A 26584-nucleotide genomic window follows, 5' to 3' on the forward strand; every position below is an offset into this window, starting at 1 on the left:
TATGTTTGTCGATTCCCATTGCCACATCTACTTCGAAGGACTGGTCGAGCGCCTGCCCGAGTTGCTCGACCATATGCGCGATCAACACGTGAGCCACGCGCTGATCGCCTGCGTCGACCTTGAAACCTTTCCCGACGTGTTGCGGCTCGCCGAACAGCACGCGAATCTGTTCGCCTCGGTGGGCGTGCACCCGGACCATGAGCAGGTCAGGGAGCCGAGCGTGGCCGAACTCGTCGAACTCGCCGACCATCCCAAAGTCGTCGCGATCGGCGAAACCGGTCTCGACTACTACCGCCTCGAAGGCCGTTCGATCGCCGATATGGAGTGGCAGCGCGAGCGGTTTCGCGTGCATATCCGCGCATCCCGTCAAACCGGCAAGCCGCTGATCATCCATACGCGCGCGGCGTCCGACGACACGATCCGGCTGATGCGCGAAGAGGGTGCCGATGCCGTCGGCGGCGTCATGCACTGCTTCACGGAGCCGTGGGACGTGGCTCAGCGCGCGCTCGCGCTCAACTTCCACATTTCGCTCTCGGGCATCGTGACTTTCAAAAGCGCGACCGACGTCCAGGACGTTGCGCAACGGGTGCCGCTCGAGCGTTTGCTGATCGAGACCGACTCGCCGTACCTTGCGCCGGTGCCATATCGCGGCAAAACCAATGAACCTGCGCACGTCAGCCATGTCGGACGCTTCATCGCGCAGTTGCGCGGCATCGACGAAGCGGACCTGGGTCAGGCGACGACGGACAACTTTTTCCGCCTGTTTTCGAGCGCTACGCCGGTCCAGGCGTCGAATCCGATCTGATCATTGACTCGGTTAGCTAGCGCAATTCGCTTTTTAATCAGGCGGTTGTTAAAATAATTTAAGGAACTGCATGAAGTTGATTCGCACACTGTCCATGGCCTGCCTGCTGGCGGGCGCCACGTCGGTATCGGTTTCGATCGCACAGCCTGCCGCATCGGCGCCGGCCGGTGCCAAGCAGCCCGAAATGAGTGCCGCGATGTTTCGCGCGGTGCAGCTCGACTACGCCGACAAGGTCAAGGACCTGATCAAGGGTGGCGAGAGCCCGAACGTGATGGAATCGCACGGCGTGCCCCTCATTGTGTATGCCGCGCGCTACAAGGCAGACAACACGGTCAAGATGCTGGTCGAGAATCCCGACGTCGATCTTGAAGCGGTGGACCCCGCCGGCGAAAACGCGCTGATGATGGCCGCGATCAATCAGGACATGCCGATGGTCCAGACGCTGCTCGCGAAGGACGCCGAAGTGAACAAGAAGGGCTGGTCGCCGCTGCACTACGCCGCCAGCGCGGGGGACGACGAGATTGTCAAGGTCTTGCTCGATCATTCCGCGTATATTGACGCGGCATCGCCGAATGGCTCGACGCCGCTTATGATGGCAGCCGCGGCAGGTCACGACACGACGCTGAAGCTATTGCTCGACGAAGGTGCCGATCCGACGATTAAAAATCAGCTCGGACTCAATGCGGCCGATATCGCCAAACGCTACAATCACCGCGATATTGCCGATGGCCTGGGCAAGCGCATTGCGAACGTCGAAGCGGCGCGAAGTGCGCCGGCTTCAGGCGCGTCGGCGGCGGCATCGAAGTAACTCACGGCGGCGATGGGTGACGTGGCAGGTTCGGTCGGAATCGCCACGTTGTGCCCGTGCCGTTGTGCTGCATCATCGACCGACTGGATTCGGGCCGGGGGGCTCGCAGTGGGTCAGGCAGAATGAAAACGCCTTGAAGTACAACGGCGACCGGCAAGCGAGGGTCGGCGGCGAGGGAAACGGGGACGCGACGATGCAAGCCGAAAACAGGGCGATGGCCCATACACAGCCAAATACGAATACGAAAGGAACAACCATGCTGCGGGCTTTGCTCTGCGCGTGTGCGCTCGGTCTGCCGCTGACGGCAGCCGCTTTCAACGGGGCCGACCTGATCAAGCTCTGCAACCGGACGGATGTGCCGTCCAAGAGCGCCTGCCAGGCCTATATCGAAGGCGCCGCAGACGGTGCTTACAACACGATCGAGGCGATCGGGGGCACGACCGGACCGCGCGTGGGCCAATATTTCTGCCTGCCCGGCGGCACCACGCCTGAAGACATGACCAGCGCCGTGCGCAAATGGGCTGCCGCAAACGGTGACAAGCTCGACTACAACGCCAGTACCGTGGTGGCGCTGGGACTGGGCGCCACATACGCGTGCCGCGCGGAGCCGTAAGGCTCCCCGGTTTGCCCGTTTCGCCGCGTCACATTTCAGATCGCGTTTCCCGTCACGTTTCGTTCCCCGTTTCGCCCAGCCTGACGGCCGTCGCCTGTCGTCAGGCGACGCGCCGCAGAGGCGAGTCATCGCCGGCCGGATGGCAATCGGACAGCGATCGGACAGGGCAATCCGTCCGGCCGGGCACGAAAATCGCTCACTCCACCCCGACGACACCCGACATTCGTTCGCCCGTTCGCCGCGCAATCGCCGGTCAACCGGCCGCGCGGGTGCGGCGTTGGACGTCCACGTAAGAACTGTAAGCCACCCGCAGCCGGTTCGAGAGAACCGCTGCGGGTTTGTCATTGTCTTGAAAAACGCGCGATGGCTCGCGTGTTCAGAGATAATGGCGCACTTTTTTATTCGGCGAGCGATCCAGGCTGGCCGGCCTGACAGGAGACAAAGCAATGAGAATCGCGCAAGTTGCGCCGCTGACCGAGTCCGTTCCGCCCAAGCTTTATGGTGGCACCGAGCGCGTCGTGTCGTACATCACCGAAGCGCTCGTCGACCTGGGCCACGACGTCACGCTGTTCGCGAGCGGCGATTCGCAAACGAGCGCGAAGCTCGAACCCGTATGGCCGCGCGCGCTGCGCCTCGACCCGGGTATTCGCGATCGGATCGCACCGCACATGCTGCTGATGGAGCGCGTGCGCCGTGCCGCGGATCAGTTCGACGTGCTCCATTTCCACATGGATTACTACTCGTTCTCGCTGTTCGGTCGCCAGGACACGCCGTTCATCACGACCTTGCACGGCCGCCTCGACCTGCCGGAACAGCAGCCGGTGTTCGACGTGTTCAACAATGCGGCGGTCGTGTCGATCTCCGACAACCAGCGTCATCCGCTGCCGCAAGCGAAATGGCTGACGACGGTCTATCACGGCCTGCCCGAGAAGCTCTACACGCCGCAACCGGTCGAGCAGAAGTATCTGGCTTTCCTGGGCCGTATTTCGCCGGAAAAGCGTGTCGACACCGCGATCCGCATCGCCGGCAAGTGCGGCATGAAGATCAAGATCGCCGCCAAGATCGACGCGGCTGACCGTGAATACTTCGAAAACGAAATCAAGCCGATGTTCTCGTTGCCGCATGTGGAGTACATCGGCGAAATCGCGGACAAGGACAAGGCGCAATTCCTGTCGGGCGCGCACGCACTGTTGTTCCCGATCGACTGGCCGGAGCCTTTCGGTCTGGTGATGATCGAGTCGATGGCATGCGGCACGCCGGTGATCGCGTTCAACCGCGGCTCGGTGCCGGAAGTGATCGATGAAGGCGTCTCGGGCTTTGTCGTCGAGGATGAAATCGGCGCGGTCGCTGCCGTCAATCGCCTGAACACGATCTCGCGCGAGCGCGTGCGTCAGCAATTCGAAGCGCGCTTTACGTCGCGTCGTATGGCTGAGCAATATGTCGATGCCTACAACTCGGTGATCCGCGCGCAAAAGCGTTCGCGTTTCAAGGTGGTCGACGGCGCGCCGAACGTGTGAGGTCCGGGCCTCGAATGAGGCTCAAACCGTCGCGGTAAGCGTGGGACCGAGGATGCTGGAGCAATCCGAAACCCCGGCCCCAACAAAAAACCCGGTCCTGCGCACGGCAGCACCGGGTTTTTTTACGTGCGCGTCGTCAGATCTTCAGCTTCGTGACCTTCGTTCCGTCGACCGACAGATCCGCCATCAGGCCCGCATTGGCCAGCACGATGACTTCGACCGGCGCGGTCGCCGTTGTCGTGTCGATCGCGCCGTTGGCGCCGAGCTTGAGCACCGCGACCGACGCATCGGCACCGGCCGACCATCCGTCACGATTGCGGAACGTGTCCAGCGAGTCCTGCGTCATGAACAGGAAGATCAGCGCCTTCGATTGCGCGCCGGCCTGAAGACCCACCGACACCGCTGTCGTGCTGTAGTAGCCCGTCGTTGTGCCCGCCACGCGCAACGAGCCCCGGCCGTATTCGCCGCCGACGATCAGGCCGGCCTTGACGACGTTCGGGAACACGAGCACGCCGCGCGCACGTGAGACGAGCTCACGCGAGCCACTGACCTGCGTATAGAGCTTCGAGAGGGTGTCATCCACCGACGAATTGATCGCGCGGCGTTCGGCCGCCGGATCGTCATTCCCCGAATTGTTGTTGGCTGTGCAGCCCGCGAGCGTAGCGGCCAGGGCGGCAACCGCCACGCCCGACTTCAGGACAAACTCACGTCTTTGCATTGTGACCTCCGTTGGGTTGAGTGCTTGACAACATCGAACCATCGACAAGTGAGGCGCAGTCGCCGACATCGCACACGAAATGGCGCTTTCGATCTACGGTCGATTTGAGGTAAGCACTTCGCGTGCCAAAAAAATGACGGCACAATCGACCCTCGATACGACCGTAATTTATACCCGGGTCGTATGACTTTGCAGGGTGATCTTGCCAAACAATTGAATTCTTTACGTTATTAGCGCGATAACGGAAAAATGAGACGGCGTGGGAAAGCCGATCCCTGACGGATCATGTCCGCGGCCGGTCGATCCCGGTCGCCCCGGCCTGGCCGACCGACATGGCCGGCGCCGGCCTGCGCAGGGCGCGCCGGATCAGGCCGAGCACGAGGCCGACCGCGAGGATGAACACACACGGGATCACCCAATACACGACAAGCGCCTGGAAGAAACCCATGATTTGCGCCGTGCGGCGCACGTGGAGATCTGCGGCGGCCGCGTCACGCAGGGCGGCGTTGGCGTCGACGATGGAAGCCGGGCAGCCGGCCTGGCGGGCGGCGTCCAGCGCGCCGGTGCAGTGCACGGCCTCAGGTAACGCGCGTTGCGCATCGGTGAGGACCCAGCGATCCAGGCTGACGTGGATGTCGGCTGAGTCATAGAGCATCTCGGCGACCATTTCCTTGACGCCGAGCGCGACCACGGGCACCGCCCACACAAGGCAGGTGATGACCCAGCGCCGCCACCAGCGTCCGGGTCGTTTGACCCCGTTGCCGGATGCATTTTGTGCCGCCTTCGTCGCCATCGCTGTCTCCGTGCGTGATGTGGCAACTTGCGCCGGCATGCCCGCGGGGGCGTATTGGGCCGTCGTGTGACGCGGCGTGGTTTCGAAGCCCGCCGCGCACCGACCGGAGTCAGGCCGCGCGAAGCCATCATAAATGAAATGACCGTGCGCCACCCTCCGTGTCGTTACGTAATTCTTGCGCGTGTTGTGTAAATAACTGTCGTGTGTGCGTCACGACCGGGACGTCCCGGCTGTGTCGAATCCGTGTCAGGTTTTCGCCGTCGGTCGCCCTGGCTGACGGAAAAGCGCGAGCACGCTGCCTTTGACACCGTCCAGGCTGCATTTGTCGATGCCTGGATGCGAATTCGAGTGGATTCGACTTCGCTCCGGCACGCGTCCCACGAGGCTTCACGCGCCTCGGTATGGCTCTTGCTTATTCCAGCGGCTGTTATGCCTCGGCGGGCACGATGTGCACACCCGGCGCGAACTTTCGCGTCGTGTATCGATAGCGCGCCGGTACGTCGAGGTCGGAAGCCGGGTAGGGAGAGAGCATGAACACTCATTGGGTCAGTGGCCCGCTTCGCGTCATGCCGCGCGGGGCGGCAGTGAGGGCGTGGCGATGAGCGCCATCGTCTTGCAAGGCGCCTTGGCGCACGGACCGGACGCGCTGAAATCGAGTCCGGCAAATACACCCCGTAGCGAATTTGAACCGCGGCAACCCATCGACCCGCTCGAGGCCGCGGGCGCCGCATCGTTGATGCCGCGCCGGGATGCCTACCGCGTGCTCGTGGTGGACGACAACGTCGATGCGTGCGAGGGCACCGCGATGCTCGTCGACTTCGCCGGCTATGTCGTCGAGATCGCCTTCGACGGCGCGGTCGCCATCGAAAAAGCCGAGCGATTCCGTCCGCACGTCGTCCTGCTCGATATCGCCATGCCGCGCATGAGCGGCTACGACGTCGCCCGCAAACTGCGCGAGAGTCCGCTCACGCGAGACGCGTTGCTGATCGCTTTGACGGGCCTGGGCGCCGCCGACGATATCGCCCGGGCCTGGCAGGCCGGGTTCGATGACTACCGGCTCAAGCCGGTCGACATCGACGAGTTGCTTCAGTTGCTTTCGATGCGCCTCGATGAGCGCGCAGGGCGTGACGGCATGCGTTGAACGGTTGAACGACTCAATCGTTAAACGAGCGCGTCGACGCTCGATGGGACGTGCGTGGATTCAATCGCTGAAACACGGCAGGGTTTCATTGGGCCTACATCATCTCGAAATTAAAAGCTTGTTGAAGATTTCGTACCGTGTGAATCACGACGACGGCAGTTGACTTGATTTCCAATGCCGCCACAATCTCGCCAAGCAATTTTTTCCGAGACTCCATGGCCACCATCAAGGACGTTGCTGCGCGAGCCGGAGTGTCGTTCACGACCGTCTCGCACGTCGTCAACAACACGCGTCCGGTCAGCAGCGAGGTCAGGGCAAAAGTCGAAGCGGCCATTCGCGAGCTGAATTTCGTGCCCAGCGCCGTCGCGCGCTCCCTCAAGGCAAAAACGACCTCGACGATCGGTGTGGTCGTGCCGAACAATACCAATCCCTATTTCGCCGAGATGTCGCGCGGCATCGAGACGTATTGCGAACGCCGCGGCTACTGCGTGATTCTCGGCAATTCGGACGACGAGCCCGAAAAGCAGCGCAAATACCTGCGCGTGATGATCGAACGCCGCATCGACGGACTTATCGTCGCCTCCGCGGGCGATGAAGACACGCTCGCCGAGGCGCTCGGACGCACGGATCTGCCCGTGGTCATCGTCGATCGTGAGGTGCCGGGCGTGCAGGCTGACCTGGTACAGATCGACCATGAGCAAGGTGCCTATATCGCTGCCCGGCACTTGCTCGAACTCGGCCATCGGCGCATCGCATGCATATCCGGCCCGGCGCGCATGGTCGTGAGCGAAGCGCGCGTCAGAGGCTTCGAGCGCGCGCTCGAGGAACATGGGGTCGAGGTCGATGGCTGCCAGCTCATCGCGGGCGACTACACGAGCCAGGGCGGCTACGAGGCGGCCGTCTCGCTGCTCGAGGGGCGCCAGCCTACGGCCATCTTCGCGACCAACGACGTCATGGCGCTCGGCGCACTACGCGCCGCCGCCGAGCGCGGCCTGTCTGTGCCGCGCGATTTGTCGGTGATCGGCTTCGACGATATCCAGCTGTCCCGGTACTTCTATCCGGCGCTGACCACCGTCGGTCAGTCGATCGTCATGCTCGGCGAGCGCGCCGCGCAGACCCTGATCGAGCGTGTGACCAAGGATATCGATGGCGAGGCGCGCCGGCTGATCATCGCGCCGGAGCTCAAGGTCCGCGAGTCGACGGCGCCCCCGCGCCCGAATTGAACGACTGTAAAGTCTGAAAAAAACAGGCCATGGGACTTGGCACGGGGCGTGGACGACGGTACGTTTGAGACTTCATCGTACCCAGGGTCGATCACGCGTCTCCATGCAAGTCCCAGCCATCCCCGCCAATGAAACCGAGCGCGTCGAGCGGCTCCATGCCCTGCGCATCCTCGACACCGCGCCCGAAGAGCGATTCGACCGCCTGACGAGGCTTGCCAAACGCATGTTCGACGTGCCCATGGCACTCGTCACGCTGATCGACGTCGACCGGCAGTGGTTCAAATCGCGGCAGGGCATCGACCTCGTTGAGACGACTCGCGATGTGTCGTTTTGCGCCCACGCGATTCACAGCGACGACATCATGGAGGTCCCCGACGCGCTCGAGGACCCGCGCTTCGCGGACAATCCATTCGTTACGGGCGGACCGCAGATCCGCTTCTACGCGGGATGTCCGCTGACCGTGCCGATCAATATGAAGCTCGGGACGCTGTGCCTGCTCGATGTGAAGCCGCGCGAGCTGAGCACCGATGACCGCGCGTTGCTCCATGACCTCGCACGGATGGCCGAGGAAGAGATTGCGGCTGTTCAGCTCGCGACGATGGATCACCTGACCCAACTCTCGAACCGTCGCGGTTTCGAAGCGCTCGCGCGGCATGTCCTCGCGGGTTGCCATCGACTCGGGCTTCCCGCGTCCCTGTTCTTTTTCGATCTCGATCACTTCAAGCAGATCAACGACACGTATGGCCACGCCGAGGGCGATGCCGCGCTCAGCGCTTTCAGCGAGGTGTTGCGCACGACGTTTCGCGAGTCCGACGTCGTGGGCCGCCTCGGCGGAGACGAATTCGTCGTGTTGCTGAGCAATACGCGCAGCAATACGGCTTACGAAGCACTCGAACGGCTTCGCCACAATGTCGAAGCGTTGAACGCGACATCGAACCGGCAGTACAAGATCGCGTACAGCGTCGGCGTCATCGACTACGTGCCGGGCGGCAGCCCGGATGTCGAAGCGCTGCTCGCGGATGCCGACAAATCGATGTACGAAAACAAGCAGGCGCGTCGTTCGGTCGAACGATAGCGGGCACGCATCGTCGCGTAGGTAGTGCATGCCGTGCATTTCGCGATTTGGCGGGGTATAACCGAAAGGTCTGAGTCAGAGAGCCGACATGACCGAACTGGCGAAACACCTGAGTGCGTACTCGGCAAGTCTCGATGGCCGCGGCTATGTCTTCGGCGATCTGAAGACGGTCATGGCCAAGGCCACACCGTTCCGGTCGGGCGACGCCCTGGCGGGCCTTGCAGCCGAATCGGAAGAGGAGCGCATGCTCGCGCGCAGCGTGCTAGCCGATGTTCCGCTCACGCAATTTCTCGAGGAGCCGCTGATCCCGTATGAAGACGACGAGATCAGCCGCTTCATCATCGATACGCACGACCCTGTCGCGTTCGCCGAGATCGCCCACCTGTGCGTGGGCGATTTCCGCAACTGGCTGTTGAGCGATGCAGCCGACGCGGCTACGCTCGCGCGTATCGCGCCGGGCCTGACACCCGAGATGGTCGCGGCCGTGTCGAAGCTCATGCGCAACCAGGACCTGATTCTCGCGGCGCAGAAATGCCGGGTGGTCACACGGTTTCGCAATACGATCGGCTTGCCCGGGCGCCTGTCCGTGCGACTGCAACCCAATCACCCGACCGACGATCCGAAGGGCATTGCCGCGTCGATGCTGGACGGTCTGTTGTATGGGTGCGGCGATGCCGTGATCGGTATCAATCCCGCGAGTGACAGCCCGGCCGCCATCGTGACGCTCATCGAGATGATCGAGGCGTTTCGCCAGCGCTACGACGTGCCGACGCAATCATGTGTACTCACGCATGTGACAAATACGCTCGAAGCCATCGAGCGCCGTGCGCCGGTCGATCTGGTGTTTCAGTCGATCGCGGGCACACAGGCGGCGAACGCAGCCTTCGGCATCGATCTCGCGCTGCTGCGTGAAGCGCATCAAGCCGCGCTGTCGCTCGCGCGCGGCACCGTCGGCGACAACGTGATGTATTTCGAAACCGGGCAGGGCAGCGCGCTGTCCGCCAATGCGCATCACGGCATCGACCAGCAGACGTGCGAGGCGCGTGCGTATGCAGTGGCGCGCGCGTTTCGGCCCTTGCTCGTCAATACGGTCGTCGGCTTTATCGGTCCCGAGTATCTGTATAACGGCAAGCAGATCATCCGGGCGGGGCTCGAGGATCATTTCTGCGGCAAGTTGCTCGGCGTGCCGATGGGATGCGATATCTGTTACACGAATCACGCCGACGCCGACCAGGACGATATGGACAGTCTGCTCACATTGCTCTGCGTGGCGGGCGTCAACTTCGTGATGGGTGTGCCGGGTGCTGACGACATCATGCTGAACTACCAAAGCACGTCGTTTCACGATGCGCTGTACGCGCGGCGCGTACTCGGACTGGGACGCGCGCCGGAGTTCGAAGCGTGGCTCGCGAAGATGGGCGTCACACGGGACGATGGCCGACTCGAGCGTGTGCCATCTGCTCAAACACTTTTACCGGCGGCCCAGGCGCTGCTTGACCGCGAGTAGGCCGGATGTACGCAGCGCGTCGCCAGAACACAGGCAGGGAATAGACGGGGAGCAGGCAGGAAATTGGCGACCCTGGTCAGAGCCTACTCCGCAGGACCCCGATCGGTTCAAAGAGGTGCTAGATGAGCACGGATGTGATTGGCAATCCCTGGCACGACCTTCGTCAATTCACTCGGGCGCGAATTGCGCTGGGCCGGGCCGGTGACAGCTTGCCGACCGAGGCGGTTCTTGATTTCGGACTCGCGCATGCGCAAGCGCGCGATGCCGTGCATCACCCGCTCGATGTGGCGTTGCTGTCCGCGGCGCTCGATGCCATGCATCTGCCGTCGATCGTCGTTCGCAGCGCGGCGGCCGACCGCGCGCAATACCTGCTGCGTCCTGATTTGGGGCGCAGGTTGCATGCGTCGGCCGCCGAGACGCTCGACGCGTACCGCGCCGGCAACCCGGCGTCGTCACCCCAGGCCGACGGATCCGACACCGATGCGCCGCGCATCCTCTTCGTGATCGCCGATGGACTGTCGGCATTCGCGCCTCAGCGGCATGCGCTGCCCTTGCTCGGAGAAGTGTTGCCACGGCTGCATGACTGGTCGATCGGCCCCATCGTCATTGCGACGCAATCGCGTGTCGCGCTCGGCGACGACATCGGCGAGCGTCTCAATGCCGATGTCGTCGTCATGCTGATCGGCGAACGTCCGGGCCTCAGCTCGCCCGATAGTCTGGGCATCTATCTGACCTGGCATCCCCGCGTCGGCCGCACGGATGCGGAGCGCAACTGCATCTCCAATGTCAGGCCCGAAGGACTCGGGTACGATACGGCCGCGCATAAATTGCACTACCTGCTCATGCGAGCGCGCGACCTCCGTATCACGGGGGTCGCGCTCAAGGACGAAAGCGGTCTTCTCCCGAACATTTAGCAAAACCATGCAGACCGAATCGCCACCGTCGCCTAACTCGCGTCATTCGTCGGGTCATTCGGCGCGTCAATCAGCGCGTCGTTCATTCAGCGTTGTGTTGTCGTCGTTCGCCGGCACGGCGCTCGAACAATACGATTTCCTGTTGTACGGCACCGCGTCGGCGCTGGTGTTCAACAAGATTTTCTTTCCGCACCTCGATCCCGTTGCCGGCACGCTCGCCTCGCTCGGCACCTATGCGGCCGGCTATTTCGCTCGTGGAGCAGGTGCATTGCTGTGCGGGCATCTGGGTGATCGCATCGGCCGAAAGGCGCTGTTGATCGCGACGTTGCTCGTCATGGGTGTTGCGTCGACGCTCGTCGGACTCCTGCCGACGTACGAATCGATCGGCATCTGGGCGCCGGTGCTTTTGACTGTGCTGCGTATCGTCCAGGGCTTTGCGATTGGGGGCGAGCAAAGCGGTGCCATCGTGTTCGGCTTCGAGAGCGCGCCACCGAGGTACGAAGGCGTGTTTGCCAGTTTGAGCAATGCAGGCGGCTATGGCGGCGTCGTGCTGTCGACGCTGGCGTTGCTGCTGGTGACGCAACTTCCCGAAGCGCAGTTCCTCGCGTGGGGCTGGCGATTGCCGTTTATTGCAAGCATCGTGCTCGTCGCCATCGGACTCGCTTGTCGTTTGAGGCTCCCCGAAACACCGGCCTTCGAATCGATGCGCTCACACGGCGCGATCGAGCGGTTTCCGCTCGCACAACTGCTGCGACATCATCCGCGTGAGGTCTTCGTCGTGTTGATGGCGCGTCTTGGCGAAATCAGCTGGTCGGTATTTGTGCTGGTCTTTGCGGTGGCCTACGCAACGGCGCATCTGAAACTGCCGCGACCGGTCATCCTGACCGCGGTGGTGTGTGGCGCTACCGTGGCCATGTGCATGGTTCCGCTGACCGCCGCGTTGTCGGACCGTCTCGGACGCAAGGGGTTTTATGTGGCCGGCTTGCTGCTCAGTGGTGCCTACGTCTGGCCATTTCTCGCGATCCTCGAGACGCGCGCGCCGGCAGGAATCGTGATGGCTGTCGTCGTCGCGCTGGGTGTCATCCATCCTCTGATGTATGGCCCGCAAGGCGGGCTGTTTGCATCGATGTACTCGGCGCGCGTTCGGTTTTCCGGTGTGTCGGTCGCCGCCGTCGGCGCCGTGATCGGTGGTGGCGTGAGCCCGGTCATTTGCTCTGCATTGCTTAACGCACACGATGGCGAGACATCGAGCGTCGCGATCTTTGTGTCCGCGCTGGCGTGTGTCGCCGCGCTGATCGTCGCGTGCGTGCGCGTACCGCGCCTGACGGACCGGGGTAAGGCGGACGAGGGCGATCCGTCCGTGCTGGCCTAGGCGCGCTCGTCACGCGGACGGCTTCGTGACAGTGCCGTGAGCAAACCGTGAAGGTTTGGTGAAGCGCGATGCGGCACGCACCGAAGACCTGACTGCCCATCGAATCGTCACTCACGCGACTATTCAGGCCGGGCGGGCGCACAAGACCGATGACGCCGCCCATCGCACGGCCCAGGACGCCGCACATTCACTCAAGCATCGTGCCGTGCTGCCGTTAACGCAGGTGTCCTGCGCGTATATCGCGCGCTCCTGTCGGTCATCGGTCTATCCGATCGGTCTCCCCGAATTTGCTGTAAAAAAGGATTCTGATGTTGCGTAACGTGAAGCTGGCCTCGGCCTTGTTGGGTGTCCTCGTGATTTTCTGTGTGATGCAACTGGTCACACAAGCATTGGGTTTCTGGTCTTTGTCGACGACGCGCGATGATGTCGGTGCGTTGTCCGATGTGGCGATTACGCAGGTCGATGCAGTTGCCGAAACGACGCAGCATTTGATGGATGCGCGGATCAATCTGTCGCGCGCGGGAACGCGCATGGTTCGCGGCGGCACGGCACCGACTGACATCATTGCGCATGCGCGCGATGAACTGACGAAGGCCGACACGTCGTTTGCACGTTTCACGTCGGCGGCGCAGACATCGGAAGAGGCGCGCGCACGCGCGCAGGCGCTGACCGAAAACTACAAGGTCTATCGTGGCGCGCTCGCCGAACTCGCCGAATTCCTGACGGGCGGCAACATTCAGGCGTTTCTGGATCAGCCGACGCAGAAGTATCAGGACGCCTTCCTGGCCAAACAACGCGACTTCATGGCGTACGGCGACCAGGTCGGTACGGACTCGCTGAAGGCGATCGACCATCAGTTCCAGGCATTCGAAGGCGTGGCGATCACGATCATGGTCGTGCTCGTCGGCGGTGTCATTGCAATGCACTTCGCGGCCCGTGCTTTGATCGTGCGGCCACTCGAAGAGGTCGGCGTGCATTTCGACCAGATCAAGCAGGGCAATCTCAGCGAATCGATCGAAGAACGCGGCAACAATGAAATCGGACGTTTGTTTGCCGGGCTGCGCGCCATGCAATTGAGCGTGGCCTCGACGGTGCGCACGGTTCGCACATCGGCCGAGTCGATTCACCTCGGGGCCGACGAAATCGCGACGGGCAACGCCGATCTGTCGGCCCGCACTGAGCAACAGGCCGCCTCGCTCGAGCAAACGGCGGCGAGCATGGAAGAGCTCACGGCGACGGTCAAGCAAAACGCCGACCATGCTCAGGAAGCACATCGCCTCGTCGAAGACGGTCTGCTCGCCACACAACGCGGTGGTGAAGTCGTCGGGCAGGTGGTGGACCGCATGCAGGCGATCGCCGACAGCTCGAAGAAGATTCGCGACATTATCGCGGTCATCGACGGCATCGCGTTCCAGACCAATATTCTGGCGCTCAATGCGGCGGTGGAAGCGGCGCGCGCAGGAGAGCAGGGACGCGGCTTCGCTGTCGTGGCGGGCGAAGTGCGCAATCTTGCACAGCGTTCGGCGCAATCGGCGAAAGAAATTGCAGCACTGATCAGCGCCTCGGTTAGCGAGATCAACGGCGGCACGGAAATGGTCGAGCGCGCAGGTTCGGCGATGAGCGAAGTGTCGACTGCGATATCGCGCGTTGCAGAGCGGATGTCGGAGATCTCGAACGCATCGATCGAGCAGCGCACCGGCATTGAACAGGTCAACGTCGCCGTCACGCAGATGGACAGCATGACGCAGCAAAACGCGGCGCTTGTCGAAGAGGCTGCCGCCGCGGCCGCTTCGCTTCATACGCAAACACGCCAGATGAAGGACGCTGTCGCCGGCTTCCGGCTCGCAGCACACTGAAAGGCACGAATGCGCGGCCTGGCGGGCGGCTTGTCCGGCCCGCCACCCTTCAGGTCTCGGTACTGAGCTGCAGGATCCATCCGGTACGTACGGCTTTCGCACAACGCGTCTCGCACGTTCGTGCTCGCTGGACCGGCACGCCCGATGTCGGTTACCGTTGCGGTGTCTCGACGCTGGTCTCCGAAGTCGATACTGATTCGTCGATACTTATTCGTCGATGTTCATTCGTCGATACGCATTCGGACGCCCCAGCCCACACCGATAACAATACGGAGGCCGATTCCATGGACTTGCTGTTCTGCATGCCGGGCTACGAAGCCCGCAGTTGGCTGGAGGCCTTCCAGCGCGCGCTGCCCGAGGCTCAGTGCCGGGTCTGGCAGCCCAACGATCATGCGCCTGCGCACTACGCAGCGGTCTGGAAACCACCGGCGGAAGCGCTACGCGGACGTGCGGGACTCAAGGCGGTTTTCAATCTCGGCGCGGGTGTCGATGCCATTCTCGATATGGTGCGTCGCGAGCCCGATGCGCTCGCCGAGTCCGTTCCCCTGATCCGTCTCGAAGACGCCGGCATGGCCGAGCAAATGGTCGAGTACGTCATGTACGCGGCCCTGCGCTATATGCGTCGCTTCGATGAGTACGAACGCCAGCGTGCAGCGGGACGTTGGGCGCCGCTCAAAGCCCGCCGTCCGGGCGATTTTCCGATTGCCGTGCTCGGCCTCGGGCAACTCGGGTCCGCGGTTGCAGTTGCACTCGCCAACGCAGGCTTTCCTGTCAGCGGATGGAGCCGCACGGCAAAGCAGCTCGAAGGCGTCAGGACGTTTGCCGGTGACGACACCATCAGCGCCTGCATTCAGGGTGCGAAGATGTTGGTCAATCTGCTGCCGAGTACACCGTCGACGCGCGGTCTGATCGGCAAACGCATACTCGGTGGACTCGCGGACGGCGCGTATCTCGTCAACGTTGCGCGTGGCACACACGTCGTCGAATCGGACCTGATCGACGCGATTTCGCGCGGCAAGCTGGCCGGTGCGATGCTCGATGTGTTCGGCGAAGAGCCGTTGCCCGCGAATCACGCGTTCTGGCGTGAGCCGCGCATCTCGATCACACCGCATGTGTCTGCGTTGACGTTGCTCGACGAGAGCGTCGAGCAGATCGCCGAAAAGATTCGCGCCATGGAACGCGGCGAAACGGTCGGCGGTATCGTCGACCGGGTACGCGGATATTGATCGAATTTACTGAGCGCTCGACCCCGACGCGGCCGTGGCAGGTTTCCCGGCGGCCTGCGGTTGAGCTGCTGCGTCCTGTTCCCATCCGCCGCCCAGCGCGAGGAAGAGATTGACCTGATCGATCGAGACCTGCGCTTCGGCCGCCGCGACCTGCGCGTCGACGGATGCGAGCGTGCGTTGCGCGTCGAGGTCGGCAAGCGACGATTGTCGCCCCGCAAGATAGAAGCGATGGGTCTGATCCGCCGATTTGCGCGCCGATAGCTGCGCGTCCCGGAGTTCGTCCGAGCGCGAGAGATCGGCTGAGTACGTCGCCAGCGAACTCTCGGTTTCGCGCAGCGCATTGAGCACCACACCGTCGAATGACGCCAGTGCGGCCGACGTCGTCGCTTCGGCCTCGTGCACGCGCTGACGTTGTCCGTTGATCGGGAAATTCCACGACACGAGCGGACCGAAATTCCATCGTGCGGTCGGGCTCTGAGGGATGTCTTCGAGCACACCGGTGAAGCCTGCCGAGGCGCCGATGCTCACATTCGGATAGAGCGCAGCGGTCGCGATGCCGATGCGAGCGGTTGCCGCAGCGAGCTTGCGTTCGGACTCTCGCACGTCGGGACGACGCTTGAGCAAGGCGGCGCCATCACCGACCGGGATGGCCTGCGCCAGACGTGGCAGCTTGTCGCAGGTGCCAATGTCTGCCGGCAGTTCATTCGGCGCGCGGCCCGTGAGCATCGCGAGCCGATACAGTGCGATGCGCTTGCGCGCCGTAAAGCGCGGAATATCGGCGCGCAACGTGGCGGTCTGGGTTTGCGAACGCGTGACCTCGGGCTCGTTCGCGCGGCCCGCATCGCGAAGCCGTTTGGTGAGCGCGAGACTCTGGTTTTGAAGGTCGAGCGAATGCTGTGCGACGTTCAACTCATCGCCCGCTGCGCAGTTCTCGACATACGAGCGCACGACGTCTGCCACCACGGTGATGCGCGTGACGTCGGCCGCCGCGACCGTCGCATCGCGGTCGTCGCTCGACGCTTCGACGCCGCGCCGGATCAGGCCGAACAGATCGAGCTGATACGACACCGCGATGCCGAAGTCGCCTTCATTGACGACGGGCACCTTCTCGGTGAGCAGAAAGGCTTCACCCGACTCCTGAGCGCGAGCCACAGCCGCACTGGTCTTGCCGGAAAAGCCGCCGGCTTCTTCGGCGGCCTGCATCGAAAACGTCGCGCGAGCGATATTCGCCGCGGCCACGCGCAGGTTCGTATTCGAATGCAGCGCGTCTTCGACGAGCTGGTTCAGCGTCGGGTCGTCGTACAGATGCCACCAGTTCGGCGGTACGTCGGCGTCGGTGACTTCCTTGCCGCTTGCTGTCGTCAGCGATCCGGCAGCCGCCGGATTGTTGACGGCGGCCTCCTTGGGCACTTCATAGTTCGGGCCGACCGTGCATGCCGCTGCACACAGCAGCAGGGCACCCAGGGCGGTATGTCGGAGTACGGCTTTCATCTTGCACGTCCACTAGCAGGCTGTTCCGGGTGCGATGCAGAACCCGACGCAGCGGCAGCACCCGGTGCCGATCCTGCGGTCGTGGAGGGGGCGCCCGTTGCGGCCGATGCCGGGCTGGTGCCCGAGGTCGACTGCGCGCCCGGCGCCGCGGAACTTGCAGCGCTATTTGAAGCGTTGTTTGAAGCGCTATTCGACGCGGCAGGCGAAGCTGAGGCCGCGGAGGCGCCGGACGCACCCGACGCAGCCGGCTCGTCAAAAGCCGGACGCGCCCAGCCGTGCTGGTACAGCGACGGCTCATCGATCGCGACGGTCGCCGTGCGTCCGGCGATCAGCCGGAAGTCGGGCGGCACCTCGTCGAGCATCACGCGTACCGGAATGCGCTGTGCGAGCCGCACCCAGCTGAAGGCGGGGTTGACGTTGGGCAGCAGGCTGCCGCTCGTTGCGCGATCGCGGTCCTCGATGGCGGCCACGATGCTTTGCACATGACCGCGCAGCGGCTTGTCTTCACCCATGACCTTGACAAGCACCTTTTGCCCGACCTGGATGCCGTGCAGCTTCGTTTCTTCGAAGTAGCCGTCGACGTGGAAAGAGTTGGCGTCGACGACCGCGAGCACGGCGCGCCCCGATGCGGCGAATTCGCCGACGCGCGGCGCCCGGTCGCTCAGATAGCCATCCACGGGGCTCTTGATCGTTGCGCGTTCGAGGTTCAGGCGCGCGACGCCGAGCGCCACCTGGGCGTCCTGATACGAAGCTGCGGCAGTGTCGACACGCGTCTGGCTTTCCTCGAGCACTTCCTTCGCGACGAGGTCACCCAGACCTTTGTTACGCACAAACTCGCGGCGCGCTTCGTCGAGCGTCGCCTTGCGCTGGGCCGAGGTCGCTTCGGCCTGATTCAGCGCGAGCTGGAAGCGCGCGTTGTCGATCACGAAGAGCACCTGCCCCTTGGTCACAGCCTGATTGTCGTTGACCCGCACGTCGACGATCAGACCCGAGACGTCGGGGGCGACCTCGATCACATTGGTGCCGACGCGGCCATCGCGTGTCCATGGCGAAAACATGTAGTAGCCGACCAGACGCCAGAGCACGAACGCGGCAATCGCAACGATCACCAGGGTGAACGCGATCCGTGCGAGCAGCGCGACGGAGAAGAAAGGTTTTTTCACGTTGTAAGCCAATTCATCAACGATGGGTAAGCGATACGACAATGCCAAGCACGATCACGTAGAGGCCGAGATCGAAGATCGAGCGGTGCCACACGTACTGATAGAAGCGCGTATGCGACAACACCTTTCGTACTGCAAGGCTGATGACATAGGCGATCAGCATCATCCACAGCAAAGCGGGAATAAACACACCCAGAATGTCGACTTCGCCGATCATCGTGCACCTCCGGTGCGGTTCAAGGATGTCACGTTCACGATGGACTGGATGAGGCGTCGGGGTTAAGGGGAGGCGGCGTATTCGGAAACGCGGCAAGGCGCAGCGATACGAGCGCATGCATCGATTCGCGCTGCACCGACTCGGCCGGCACGTTGACGGTGCCTTCAAGCGCGGTGTCGATCGCCATCAGCAGGGCTTTGGGCGGTGCAAGACGACCGCCATGCGCCACGCAACGTTCGAAATGCAGCCGTACTTCGCGCAGCACGAGATCGATGGCCGAACGAAGGTTCGGCCGCACCTTCTCGCGTTCGGCCTGCAGATCCAGCGTATTCAAACCGATTCGCAAGTCACGCAGGCTGTCGATTGACGGATGCGTCGCGCCGTCGGCCGAACCGAGGCGCGGCAACAACTGCATCAGCCGGTCGAACATGCGTGAAGCCATATTGCGTTGAGCACCGAGTTCATGCGGCGAGGCCGCGGCGATCACGTCGCGCCACGACGATTCGACGATCCGGCGCGCCGCGAGCTCGGTGCCGAAGGGGCGCGTCACACGTGTCCAGACATACGCGAACAGCAGCCCGACCAACCCGGACAGATTGCTGTTCAGGAAGATCTCGATATTCGAATCGTAGGCGCTCTGGATACTGATAAAGGTCGCTGTGTTGACCGCGACAAGCATGGTCGCCAGTGCAAAGCGGGGCTGAGGAATCAGCGTGCCGACCAGAATGAATGGCACCGCAAACAGGATGACGAGCATCGGGAAGTCGTGCACCTGCGGCAGGACGACGAAGATATAGAGCCCGGCAATGACCACGCTCGCCGCCGTCGACGTAAAGAACTTGAACACCGATGGCGCGGGATCGTCGAGTGCGGCGAAGAAGCAGCAGGCCACGGCTGCGAGTGAGACGCCACCCGCGCCGTCTTGCCAGCCGGTCACGATCCAGAGCATGCAGGCCACGAACACTGCGCTGATGGCCGAGAGCGTCGAGAAGAGCATGATGCCGCGATCAAAAAAAGGCTCGGTGCCGCCGAAACGCCAGTGCCGGAAGGCAGGCTCGAACCGGTCGCGCCGGTCGGCGGAGATGGCGTGCTGAAGCGTCACGCAATCCTGCCAAAGCTCGACGAGCAAACGCAAGCGCCAGAGCACGCTCGACACGATCGCGCCTTCCCAGGTCCTGAGCGCATCGGCGGCGGGCTCGAGCGCGGCGAAAGCGGACTGCAAGCGTGCGGCGCCGCGCGCGATATCGGCGTCGTCGTGTTCACCTGGACGACGATGGGTCGTGTCGATCCACTCGACGACGTCGTCGACAACCCGCGAGATCGCGGCCTCGGTGGGCAGCGCGCTCTGGCGGAAGACGCGCAGGGGATCGGCGAGCGCCGAAATGATCGGCAGCAGCACGCTCATGCGGCCGTGAAGTTCGCGCGCCTTGCGCACGACATCCGGGCGGGTGCCGTCGTGGCTCAGCTGGCTCAGCAGCATTTCGAGCGCGTTGATGGTGGCCGCCATGCGCTGCCGCGTATCGACGAGCTGCTGACCTGCCGCGCGGCCGCCAAGCGCCTCGGCAGCGTAGAACGCCGCGTCGCTGAACCAGGCAACCGTACGCTCAGCGAGCACGGGCGCAAGCTTGCTCGGGAGGATCAGCGAATTGACGACCGCCGCGCACACCACGCCGAGCGTAATCTCTTCAAAGCGCGCGATGGCGACGTCGAACACCGTGGCCGGGTTGTTGACCGTCGGCAGTGCAATCAGCGGCAGGGTATAGCCCGCGAGCAGAAAGACATAGGATCGGGCCGTGCGGTCGGAGATCGCCATATACAGCATGACGCCCATCCAGACCGCGATCGCCAGGCTGAAGAGAACCGGCGTTTGCGCGAGCGGCGGCAGCAGGAAGACCGCACCCGACGCACCGAGCAGCGTGCCCAGCGCACGGTACAACGCCTTCGACGTCGTCGCGCCGACGAAGGGGTTGGACGCAATATAGACAGAGGCCATCGCCCAGTACGGGCGAGGCAACTCGAACTTGAGTGCAAGATAAAGCGCGAGCATCGACGCGGCAAACGTCTTTACCGAGTAAATCCAGTCGCGTGATGAAGGCAGCGGCATACGTGGCAGTACTGTTCTAGTGGTCTTCGGGCGCGTCGGGCGCCGCGGCGAGCTCGATGGCCTTGAACACGCGCAAAGTCGCGGCGAGATCGCTGGCGTTGATCCCCTTGAGCTTCTCGGCACGCAGCGAAATCAGCGCGTCCTCGATCTTTTCGCATACGGCGCGGCCCGCATCGGTCAGCCAGATGGTCTTTGCGCGTCCGTCCGCAGGGTCTTCTTCGCGCCGCGCGAGTCCCGCGCTGCAAAGCTGGTCCAGCAGGCGCACCAGCGAGGGGCCTTCGATGCCGACGTATTCGGCGAGCGTCCCCTGGCGCACGCCTTCGCCGAGCCGCCCGATCATGAGCAGCGGCGTCGCGCACGCCTCGGACACCCCGTACCCCGAGATGACGTGATGCGACACGCGACGCCATTGGCGCGCGACGCGTACGAGTCGGCCGGTCACCGACCGCCGGAGATCATGGATATTGGGCATCGCAGCATTTTAGATATTAATTAATTCGATAGCAAGCTATTGAATTACGCGACGTCACTGCACCCACTCACTGCACCCGCTTATTGCATCGTTCACCGCATCGCAAGGCGCAACGGGGGCGATCCTTCGAAGTGCTTCGGGGCGACGTTGCTGGCGCGCCTGCCTCCTTGCCTTCGGGCCACTCACTGCATCGTTCTTGCCCCATGACAATGCGGTGACACGGGTCGGGCAGGCGATGCACGTGATCCGCGTCGAATACCGGTTCTGGACGATTCGGCACACGTTTGCCAGATTGTGCGCAAGCCGTGTCGAACGCGCAGGGCGACATGGGCACGTGCCGTGGGGCCGATCGGCTTGTGCGGCGCAAACGCGATCGGGCAGCGTAAGATCACGCATCGGCGCCGTCAGCAAAGTCGCAAGTCGTACAGGGGCGCGCACACTTTCTTTTGCAAAACTCGTCTGCGAAACATGTCCGAACGCTTCGATCTCGATGCGGAATGGCTGGAACCCGATGGCCACGGCGGCTTTGCCTCGGGGACCGTGGGCGGCGAGCGCACGCGCCGCTATCACGCACTGCTGCTGACGGCGACCAAGCCCCCGACCGGCCGCTATGCGCTGGTCCAGGGATTTGAGGCGTGGGTCGAGACGGATAACGCGCGGGTGGCGTTGAGTACACAGCGCTATATGCCCGACGTGGTCTACCCGGACTGCACGTCGTACCTCACGGCATTTGATACGACACCCTGGCCGACCTGGCGTTTTTCGCTCGGCGACGCCGGCGACATCGTGTTTGAGCTGTTCGTCACCAAGGCGTCGTGCGAAACGGTATTACGCTGGCGCGCCGAGCCGGCCGGCGAGGGCGTCGAACTCGCGCGCGAGGGCGGCCAAAACGGTGTCCACAACGGCGGCCACAATGGCAGCCACAATCCGGGCGCACGCATCACATTGAACGTCAGGCTGCTGTTATCCGGCCGTGACTATCACAGTCTGCATCACGAGAACCCCGTCTTCGATTTCGAACGCACGGGCGATGGCAATGTCGGCTGGCGTCCCTATAACGGTTTGCCGGGGATCGCCGTGCTGAGCAACGGAACCTACGCGCACGCGCCCGAGTGGTATCGCAACTTTCTGTATCGTGCAGAACGCGAACGCGGGCTCGATGCGACCGAGGATCTCGCGTCTCCGGGCGTGTTTTCGTTCGACCTGCATGCGACCGATGCCGCCATGGTGCTCCACGCGGGCAGTCTGTCGGGTGCCGACGCGCACGCTCATGCTGAAGCGCTCGCGCGTACTGAATACGCAAGGCGCATGGCATTCCCGACACCGGTCGAGCGTGCCGCCGACGCCTATCTGGTGTCGCGCGGGCAGGGCCGTACGCTGGTCGCCGGTTTTCCATGGTTCACCGACTGGGGCCGCGACACGTTTATCGCCATGCGCGGCCTGATGCTTGCCACCGGACGCCTTGCCGAGGCCGAAGCGATTCTCGTGAGCTGGGCCGGCGTCGTATCGGAAGGCATGATGCCGAACCGCTTTCCCGACGACGGGGGCGAGCCCGAGTACAACTCGGTCGATGCGTCACTCTGGTATGTGATCGCCGTGCATGACTACCTGGCGACCGGGCATGCCTGTGCGCACACGCAAGCCACGCTGCGTCATGCCGTAGATGCGATTCTCGACGGGTACGCACGCGGCACGCGCTTCGCGATCGGAGCGGACGCGGATGGCCTGATCCGCGCGGGGGTGCCCGGCGTGCAATTGACCTGGATGGATGCGAAGGTGGACTCGTGGGTTGTCACGCCGCGCGTTGGCAAGCCCGTCGAAATCCAGGCGCTCTGGGTGAATGCGCTGCGCATCGCAAGTCACTGGACCGATGCATGGCGCTCGCTTGAGCACCGCGCGAATGCGTCGTTTCGTGAGCGATTCACGCGGTCCGCGGCCGCGGGCCTGCTCGACGTCGTGGATGCCGATCATGAACCCGGCAAGATCGACAGCAAGATCCGGCCCAACCAGATCTTTGCGGTCGGCGGGCTCCCGTACGGGCTGCTTGCGAGGGACCAGGCCGAGCAGGTCGTTGCGCAGGTCGAGGCGGAACTCTGGACACCGCTGGGCCTGCGTACGCTGTCGCCGCACGACCGCGACTATTGCGGGCGCTATCTGGGCGGCCCGCGTGAGCGCGACGCGGCATATCACCAGGGCACGGTCTGGCCCTGGCTGATGGGCCCGTTCGTTGACGCGTGGTTACGCGTGCATGGCTCGACGGCGGCGACGCGGGCTGAAGCACGAGACCGGTTCCTTGCGCCGCTGCTGGCCCATTTGAAAACGGCGGGGCTCGGCCACGTGTCGGAGATCGCCGATGGCGATGCACCGCATACGCCACGCGGCGCGCCGTTTCAGGCCTGGTCGCTCGGCGAGCTGATCCGGATCGAACACTGGCTGCGTCACGCGCCCGAGGTTCGCGACCCGGGAGATGCATGGGCCTGAGTCGGGGCTGAACCGTCGACGCTTGGTACGGGCCCTCGAAGCAGGTTTGAATGGACGCGTCGGGCGCAGGCCGTGTTCGACCTCGGCATGCCGGCCCTTTATGCCTGCCTGGCCCTCTAAGCGGACCCCACATGCCGGCCCGTAATGCACGGGCTTTGTGCACCGCGCACAGACGGGGTCTTCGGGATGCGCTACATTTTCGTTTCTGGTCCGCGAGTTCGACTCGCTGCGCCCGCCTGAACGAGGAATGCCATGCCGCCGCTTTGTCCCGCCAAGCTGCTCGCCACCGTCGAAGGCCAACGTCTGCACGGTCCCGATCTTGTCCATTGGCGCCAATGGGGGCCCTACCTGAGCGAACGCCAGTGGGGCACCGTCCGTGAGGACTACAGCGCAGATGGCACCGCCTGGGACTACTTTCCCCACGAGCATGCCCGCAGCCGAGCCTATCGCTGGGGCGAAGACGGTATTGCCGGGTTTGGAGACGACAAGCTCGACTGGTGCATCTCGATCGCGCTGTGGAACGGGCATGATCCGATCCTCAAGGAACGTCTGTTCGGTCTCACCAACGCCGAAGGCAATCACGGCGAGGACGTCAAGGAACTCTACTTTTACCTCGACGGCACGCCGACGCATTCGTATATGCGCATGCTGTACAAGTACCCGCATGCAGCGTTTCCGTACACGGACCTCGTCGAGGAAAACCGCCGGCGCGGTCCCGACCAGCCTGAATACGAAGTCCTCGACACCGGTGTGTTCGACGATCTCAAGTACTTCGATGTGACGGTCGAATACGCGAAGCACGGCACCGACGACATCGTCATGCGCGTGACGGTGGAGAACCGGAGCACTGAAGCCGCTGTGCTCGATTTGCTTCCGCAGGTCTGGGCGCGCAATACGTGGTCGTGGGACACGAAGACGCCCAAGCCGGAGATGCATCGCCGCGATGTCGAGATCGAGCCTGATGACAACGGCAATGGCGGGCGTACCGAGTCGCGCATCTATGCGCATCACCCGTCGCAGCCGCCGTTTGTCATCACCGCGAGCGCGGAAGAGGAGATCGACTGGATTTTCTGCGAGAACGAAACCAACGTGCGCCGGCTGTTCAACATGGATGGCCCCGGCCCGTTCAAGGACGGCTTTAACGACTACATCGTCGGCGGGCGGGAAGACGCGATCCGGCGTGACCGCGGCACGCGCGTGGCCGCACACGTGCACCTCGAGCTGCAGGGCGAAGAGACGAAAACCGTCTATCTGCGCGTGCGCGCCGATGGTCCCCGCTGGCCCGCCTTGCTCGACCACGATGCCGTGATCGCCCGTCGCCGCGCAGAAGCGGACGAGTTCTACGCTGCCGTGCAATGCCAGTTCACGTCCGACGACGCGCGTCTCGTCCAGCGCCAGGCACTGGCAGGCATGCTCTGGTCCAAGCAGTACTACCACATCGATATCGCGATGTGGCTCGACGGCGACGAGACGCAACCGACACCGCCGCGCTCGCGCAAGCGAGGCCGCAACCGCGACTGGCGACACCTGTCGAACTGCGACATCGTGTCGATGCCCGACAAATGGGAGTACCCGTGGTACGCGTCATGGGACCTGGCGTTCCACGCCGTGGCTTTTGCGCTGATCGATCCCGACTTCGCGAAGAAGCAGTTGCTGCTGCTCGTCAAGGATCGTTATCTGCACCCGAACGGTCAGATCCCGGCCTATGAGTGGGCGTATGGCGATGCGAACCCGCCGGTGCACGCATGGGCCACGTGGCGCGTGTACGAGATGGACAAGGTGCTGACGGGCAAGGGCGATCGCGAGTTTCTCGAGCGCGTGTTCCACAAGCTGCTGCTCAACTTCTCGTGGTGGGTCAACCGCAAGGACGCCGACGGTCACAATATCTTCCAGGGCGGCTTTCTGGGGCTCGATAACGTCGGCATCTTCGATCGTTCGTCGCCGTTGCCGACCGGCGGCCGCATCGATCAGGCGGATGGCACGGCCTGGATGGCCGCGTACGCACTCGACCTGATGCGCATTGCGCTCGAGCTCGCGACGGAAGATCCGGTCTATGTCGACATCGGCGTGAAGTTCTTCGAACACTTCCTGTATATCGCCGAGGCCGTCGGTAAGAGCGATACGTGCGAGACCGGCCTCTGGGACGAAGACGACCAGTTCTTCTACGACGTGCTGCGACTCCCTGATGGGTCGACCGTGCCCATGCGCGTGCGTTCGATCGTGGGTCTGATCCCGATGTTCGCGGTCCATACCCTGTCGCAGAAGGTGTACGGACACCTTCCTTCGCTGCGCGAACGACTGTTCTGGTTTCTCAACCATCGGCGCGATCTGGCCAAGCTCGTCTCGCGCTGGTACGAGCCCCAGGCCAAAGGCAATTCGGGCAATCAGATGCTGTTGTCCTTGCTGCGCGGCCACCGCATGAAGGCGCTGTTGCGACGCATGCTCGACGAAAACGAGTTTCTGTCGCCGTATGGCGTGCGCGCCCTGTCGCGCGTGCATCACGACAATCCGTTCGAGTACAAGCACAACGGCAACAGCTTCGGCGTGCGCTATCTGCCCGCGGAGTCCGACTCGCGTGTATTCGGCGGCAACTCGAACTGGCGCGGCCCGATCTGGATGCCGGTCAACTATTTGCTGATCGAATCGCTCTACGAGTTTCACCGGTACTACGGCTCGGAATTCCAGGTCGAATATCCGACACACTCGGGCGAAACGAAGTCGCTCGACGGCATTGCACACGCGCTCGGCGATCGGCTGACACGGCTGTTCCTGCTCGACGAAAACGGCCGCCGTCCCGTCATGGCCGCGTATCCGCTGCTCGAAGCCGACCCGAAGTCACGCGATCTCGTGCTGTTTCACGAGTACTTCCATGGCGATAACGGGCGGGGCGTCGGGGCGTCGCATCAGACCGGCTGGACGGGTCTGGTCGCGCTGTTGCTGCAGCCGCGCGTGGCCGCCGACGGGGCCGATGTGCCGGTCGCGGCCCAGGCCGAAGCCGAAGAGGAGCCCGTCACGCCCTGACCAGTGGGCAGGATTGCTGTAAGGTCTTCGAACGATCGGCATCCGGCGATCGACTTTCATTGATCCG

The 26584-nt window shown here is 63.4% G+C and carries 22 protein-coding genes; 15 read left to right on the forward strand and 7 right to left on the reverse strand.

Translation table 11 applies throughout. The features are described 5' to 3' along the window. Nucleotide 1 precedes the first annotated feature (1 nt). The 4 genes from ACMFWR_RS10385 to ACMFWR_RS10400 all read left to right on the forward strand — a co-directional run bounded on the left by ACMFWR_RS10385 (nt 2) and on the right by ACMFWR_RS10400 (nt 3743). Nucleotides 2–805, forward strand: a complete 804-nt coding sequence (locus tag ACMFWR_RS10385) for a TatD family hydrolase (RefSeq protein ID WP_413191594.1) — start codon at nt 2–4, stop codon at nt 803–805. 70 nt (nt 806–875) lie between these two features. After that, nucleotides 876–1613 carry an ankyrin repeat domain-containing protein gene (locus ACMFWR_RS10390; protein ID WP_413191595.1) on the forward strand — a complete coding sequence of 246 codons (738 nt, stop codon included), beginning with the start codon at nt 876–878 and terminating at the stop codon, nt 1611–1613. A gap of 256 nt (nt 1614–1869) precedes the next feature. Further along, a complete protein-coding gene (locus tag ACMFWR_RS10395) occupies nt 1870–2226 on the forward strand; it encodes a Rap1a/Tai family immunity protein (protein ID WP_413191596.1) in 357 nt (118 codons plus the stop codon). Between the two features lie 446 nt (nt 2227–2672). Further along, entirely contained in the window at nt 2673–3743 is a 1071-nt protein-coding gene (locus tag ACMFWR_RS10400; RefSeq protein WP_413191597.1) for a glycosyltransferase family 4 protein, read from the forward strand. A gap of 136 nt (nt 3744–3879) precedes the next feature. Here the strand turns inward: ACMFWR_RS10400 and ACMFWR_RS10405 are convergent, their stop codons facing one another. Both ACMFWR_RS10405 and ACMFWR_RS10410 read right to left on the reverse strand, forming a co-directional pair. After that, nucleotides 3880–4461, reverse strand: a complete 582-nt coding sequence (locus ACMFWR_RS10405) for a YSC84-related protein (RefSeq protein ID WP_413191598.1) — start codon at nt 4459–4461, stop codon at nt 3880–3882. A 283-nt stretch (nt 4462–4744) separates the two neighbouring features. Further along, nucleotides 4745–5254: a hypothetical protein gene (locus tag ACMFWR_RS10410; RefSeq protein ID WP_413191599.1), complete on the reverse strand. Its 510-nt coding sequence runs from the start codon at nt 5252–5254 to the stop codon at nt 4745–4747. Between the two features lie 598 nt (nt 5255–5852). Here ACMFWR_RS10410 and ACMFWR_RS10415 point away from each other — a divergent pair. The 9 genes from ACMFWR_RS10415 (at nt 5853) to ACMFWR_RS10455 (ending at nt 15568) form a co-directional block, all read left to right on the forward strand. Next, a complete protein-coding gene (locus ACMFWR_RS10415) occupies nt 5853–6395 on the forward strand; it encodes a response regulator (protein ID WP_413191600.1) in 543 nt (180 codons plus the stop codon). A gap of 215 nt (nt 6396–6610) precedes the next feature. Beyond that, nucleotides 6611–7618 (forward strand): LacI family DNA-binding transcriptional regulator, encoded by a 1008-nt coding sequence (locus ACMFWR_RS10420; protein ID WP_413191601.1) that lies wholly within the window; start codon nt 6611–6613, stop codon nt 7616–7618. 103 nt (nt 7619–7721) lie between these two features. Then, on the forward strand, nt 7722–8693 hold the full coding sequence (locus tag ACMFWR_RS10425; protein ID WP_413191602.1) for a diguanylate cyclase: 972 nt from the start codon (nt 7722–7724) through the stop codon (nt 8691–8693). A gap of 88 nt (nt 8694–8781) precedes the next feature. Continuing rightward, nucleotides 8782–10200 (forward strand): ethanolamine ammonia-lyase subunit EutB, encoded by a 1419-nt coding sequence (locus ACMFWR_RS10430; RefSeq protein ID WP_413191603.1) that lies wholly within the window; start codon nt 8782–8784, stop codon nt 10198–10200. Between the two features lie 122 nt (nt 10201–10322). Continuing rightward, on the forward strand, nt 10323–11114 hold the full coding sequence (gene eutC / locus ACMFWR_RS10435) for an ethanolamine ammonia-lyase subunit EutC (RefSeq protein WP_413191604.1): 792 nt from the start codon (nt 10323–10325) through the stop codon (nt 11112–11114). Between the two features lie 7 nt (nt 11115–11121). After that, entirely contained in the window at nt 11122–12486 is a 1365-nt protein-coding gene (locus tag ACMFWR_RS10440) for an MFS transporter (RefSeq protein WP_413191605.1), read from the forward strand. 55 nt (nt 12487–12541) lie between these two features. Continuing rightward, nucleotides 12542–12805, forward strand: coding sequence for a hypothetical protein (locus ACMFWR_RS10445; protein WP_413191606.1), 264 nt, complete (start codon nt 12542–12544; stop codon nt 12803–12805). Beyond that, complete coding sequence (locus ACMFWR_RS10450) at nt 12795–14342, forward strand: methyl-accepting chemotaxis protein (RefSeq protein ID WP_413191607.1); 1548 nt, start codon at nt 12795–12797, stop codon at nt 14340–14342. Before ACMFWR_RS10445 ends, ACMFWR_RS10450 begins: the two co-directional genes overlap by 11 nt. Nucleotides 14343–14626: 284 nt before the next feature. Continuing rightward, a complete protein-coding gene (locus ACMFWR_RS10455; RefSeq protein ID WP_413191608.1) occupies nt 14627–15568 on the forward strand; it encodes a 2-hydroxyacid dehydrogenase in 942 nt (313 codons plus the stop codon). 6 nt (nt 15569–15574) lie between these two features. Here ACMFWR_RS10455 and ACMFWR_RS10460 read toward each other — a convergent pair whose 3' ends face one another. From ACMFWR_RS10460 to ACMFWR_RS10480, 5 genes are read right to left on the reverse strand one after another with little or no spacing between them, the layout of a single operon-like run. Then, nucleotides 15575–17059, reverse strand: coding sequence for an efflux transporter outer membrane subunit (locus ACMFWR_RS10460; protein WP_413191609.1), 1485 nt, complete (start codon nt 17057–17059; stop codon nt 15575–15577). Then, nucleotides 17056–18222 carry an efflux RND transporter periplasmic adaptor subunit gene (locus ACMFWR_RS10465; protein WP_413191610.1) on the reverse strand — a complete coding sequence of 389 codons (1167 nt, stop codon included), beginning with the start codon at nt 18220–18222 and terminating at the stop codon, nt 17056–17058. Before ACMFWR_RS10465 ends, ACMFWR_RS10460 begins: the two co-directional genes overlap by 4 nt. 16 nt (nt 18223–18238) lie before the next feature. Further along, entirely contained in the window at nt 18239–18439 is a 201-nt protein-coding gene (locus ACMFWR_RS10470) for a DUF1656 domain-containing protein (protein ID WP_413191611.1), read from the reverse strand. A gap of 34 nt (nt 18440–18473) precedes the next feature. After that, nucleotides 18474–20543 carry an FUSC family protein gene (locus tag ACMFWR_RS10475; protein WP_413191612.1) on the reverse strand — a complete coding sequence of 690 codons (2070 nt, stop codon included), beginning with the start codon at nt 20541–20543 and terminating at the stop codon, nt 18474–18476. Nucleotides 20544–20559: 16 nt separating this feature from the next. Next, on the reverse strand, nt 20560–21015 hold the full coding sequence (locus ACMFWR_RS10480; protein WP_413191613.1) for a MarR family winged helix-turn-helix transcriptional regulator: 456 nt from the start codon (nt 21013–21015) through the stop codon (nt 20560–20562). Nucleotides 21016–21483: 468 nt separating this feature from the next. On the opposite strand from ACMFWR_RS10480, the gene ACMFWR_RS10485 reads away from it, so the two are divergent. Together ACMFWR_RS10485 and ACMFWR_RS10490 are read left to right on the forward strand one after the other, a co-directional pair. Then, the gene (locus ACMFWR_RS10485; protein ID WP_413191614.1) at nt 21484–23496 is read left to right on the forward strand and encodes an amylo-alpha-1,6-glucosidase; all 2013 of its coding nucleotides are present in this window, start codon (nt 21484–21486) and stop codon (nt 23494–23496) included. A gap of 252 nt (nt 23497–23748) precedes the next feature. Next, nucleotides 23749–26517, forward strand: a complete 2769-nt coding sequence (locus ACMFWR_RS10490) for an MGH1-like glycoside hydrolase domain-containing protein (protein WP_413191615.1) — start codon at nt 23749–23751, stop codon at nt 26515–26517. Nucleotides 26518–26584: the final 67 nt, after the last annotated feature.

Source organism: Pararobbsia alpina (genome assembly GCF_965118125.1).
Taxonomy (GTDB): domain Bacteria; phylum Pseudomonadota; class Gammaproteobacteria; order Burkholderiales; family Burkholderiaceae; genus Pararobbsia; species Pararobbsia alpina_A.

What these genes read in the sequence shown, in the direction of transcription:
- ACMFWR_RS10385 (WP_413191594.1), top strand. Translation starts at nt 2, where the DNA reads ATGTTTGTCGATTCCCATTGCCACATCTACTTCGAAGGACTGGTCGAG.
- ACMFWR_RS10390 (WP_413191595.1), top strand. Translation starts at nt 876, where the DNA reads ATGAAGTTGATTCGCACACTGTCCATGGCCTGCCTGCTGGCGGGCGCC.
- ACMFWR_RS10395 (WP_413191596.1), top strand. Translation starts at nt 1,870, where the DNA reads ATGCTGCGGGCTTTGCTCTGCGCGTGTGCGCTCGGTCTGCCGCTGACG.
- ACMFWR_RS10400 (WP_413191597.1), top strand. Translation starts at nt 2,673, where the DNA reads ATGAGAATCGCGCAAGTTGCGCCGCTGACCGAGTCCGTTCCGCCCAAG.
- ACMFWR_RS10405 (WP_413191598.1), bottom strand. Translation starts at nt 4,461, where the DNA reads ATGCAAAGACGTGAGTTTGTCCTGAAGTCGGGCGTGGCGGTTGCCGCC.
- ACMFWR_RS10410 (WP_413191599.1), bottom strand. Translation starts at nt 5,254, where the DNA reads ATGGCGACGAAGGCGGCACAAAATGCATCCGGCAACGGGGTCAAACGA.
- ACMFWR_RS10415 (WP_413191600.1), top strand. Translation starts at nt 5,853, where the DNA reads ATGAGCGCCATCGTCTTGCAAGGCGCCTTGGCGCACGGACCGGACGCG.
- ACMFWR_RS10420 (WP_413191601.1), top strand. Translation starts at nt 6,611, where the DNA reads ATGGCCACCATCAAGGACGTTGCTGCGCGAGCCGGAGTGTCGTTCACG.
- ACMFWR_RS10425 (WP_413191602.1), top strand. Translation starts at nt 7,722, where the DNA reads ATGCAAGTCCCAGCCATCCCCGCCAATGAAACCGAGCGCGTCGAGCGG.
- ACMFWR_RS10430 (WP_413191603.1), top strand. Translation starts at nt 8,782, where the DNA reads ATGACCGAACTGGCGAAACACCTGAGTGCGTACTCGGCAAGTCTCGAT.
- eutC (WP_413191604.1), top strand. Translation starts at nt 10,323, where the DNA reads ATGAGCACGGATGTGATTGGCAATCCCTGGCACGACCTTCGTCAATTC.
- ACMFWR_RS10440 (WP_413191605.1), top strand. Translation starts at nt 11,122, where the DNA reads ATGCAGACCGAATCGCCACCGTCGCCTAACTCGCGTCATTCGTCGGGT.
- ACMFWR_RS10450 (WP_413191607.1), top strand. Translation starts at nt 12,795, where the DNA reads ATGTTGCGTAACGTGAAGCTGGCCTCGGCCTTGTTGGGTGTCCTCGTG.
- ACMFWR_RS10455 (WP_413191608.1), top strand. Translation starts at nt 14,627, where the DNA reads ATGGACTTGCTGTTCTGCATGCCGGGCTACGAAGCCCGCAGTTGGCTG.
- ACMFWR_RS10460 (WP_413191609.1), bottom strand. Translation starts at nt 17,059, where the DNA reads ATGAAAGCCGTACTCCGACATACCGCCCTGGGTGCCCTGCTGCTGTGT.
- ACMFWR_RS10470 (WP_413191611.1), bottom strand. Translation starts at nt 18,439, where the DNA reads ATGATCGGCGAAGTCGACATTCTGGGTGTGTTTATTCCCGCTTTGCTG.
- ACMFWR_RS10475 (WP_413191612.1), bottom strand. Translation starts at nt 20,543, where the DNA reads ATGCCGCTGCCTTCATCACGCGACTGGATTTACTCGGTAAAGACGTTT.
- ACMFWR_RS10480 (WP_413191613.1), bottom strand. Translation starts at nt 21,015, where the DNA reads ATGCCCAATATCCATGATCTCCGGCGGTCGGTGACCGGCCGACTCGTA.
- ACMFWR_RS10485 (WP_413191614.1), top strand. Translation starts at nt 21,484, where the DNA reads ATGTCCGAACGCTTCGATCTCGATGCGGAATGGCTGGAACCCGATGGC.
- ACMFWR_RS10490 (WP_413191615.1), top strand. Translation starts at nt 23,749, where the DNA reads ATGCCGCCGCTTTGTCCCGCCAAGCTGCTCGCCACCGTCGAAGGCCAA.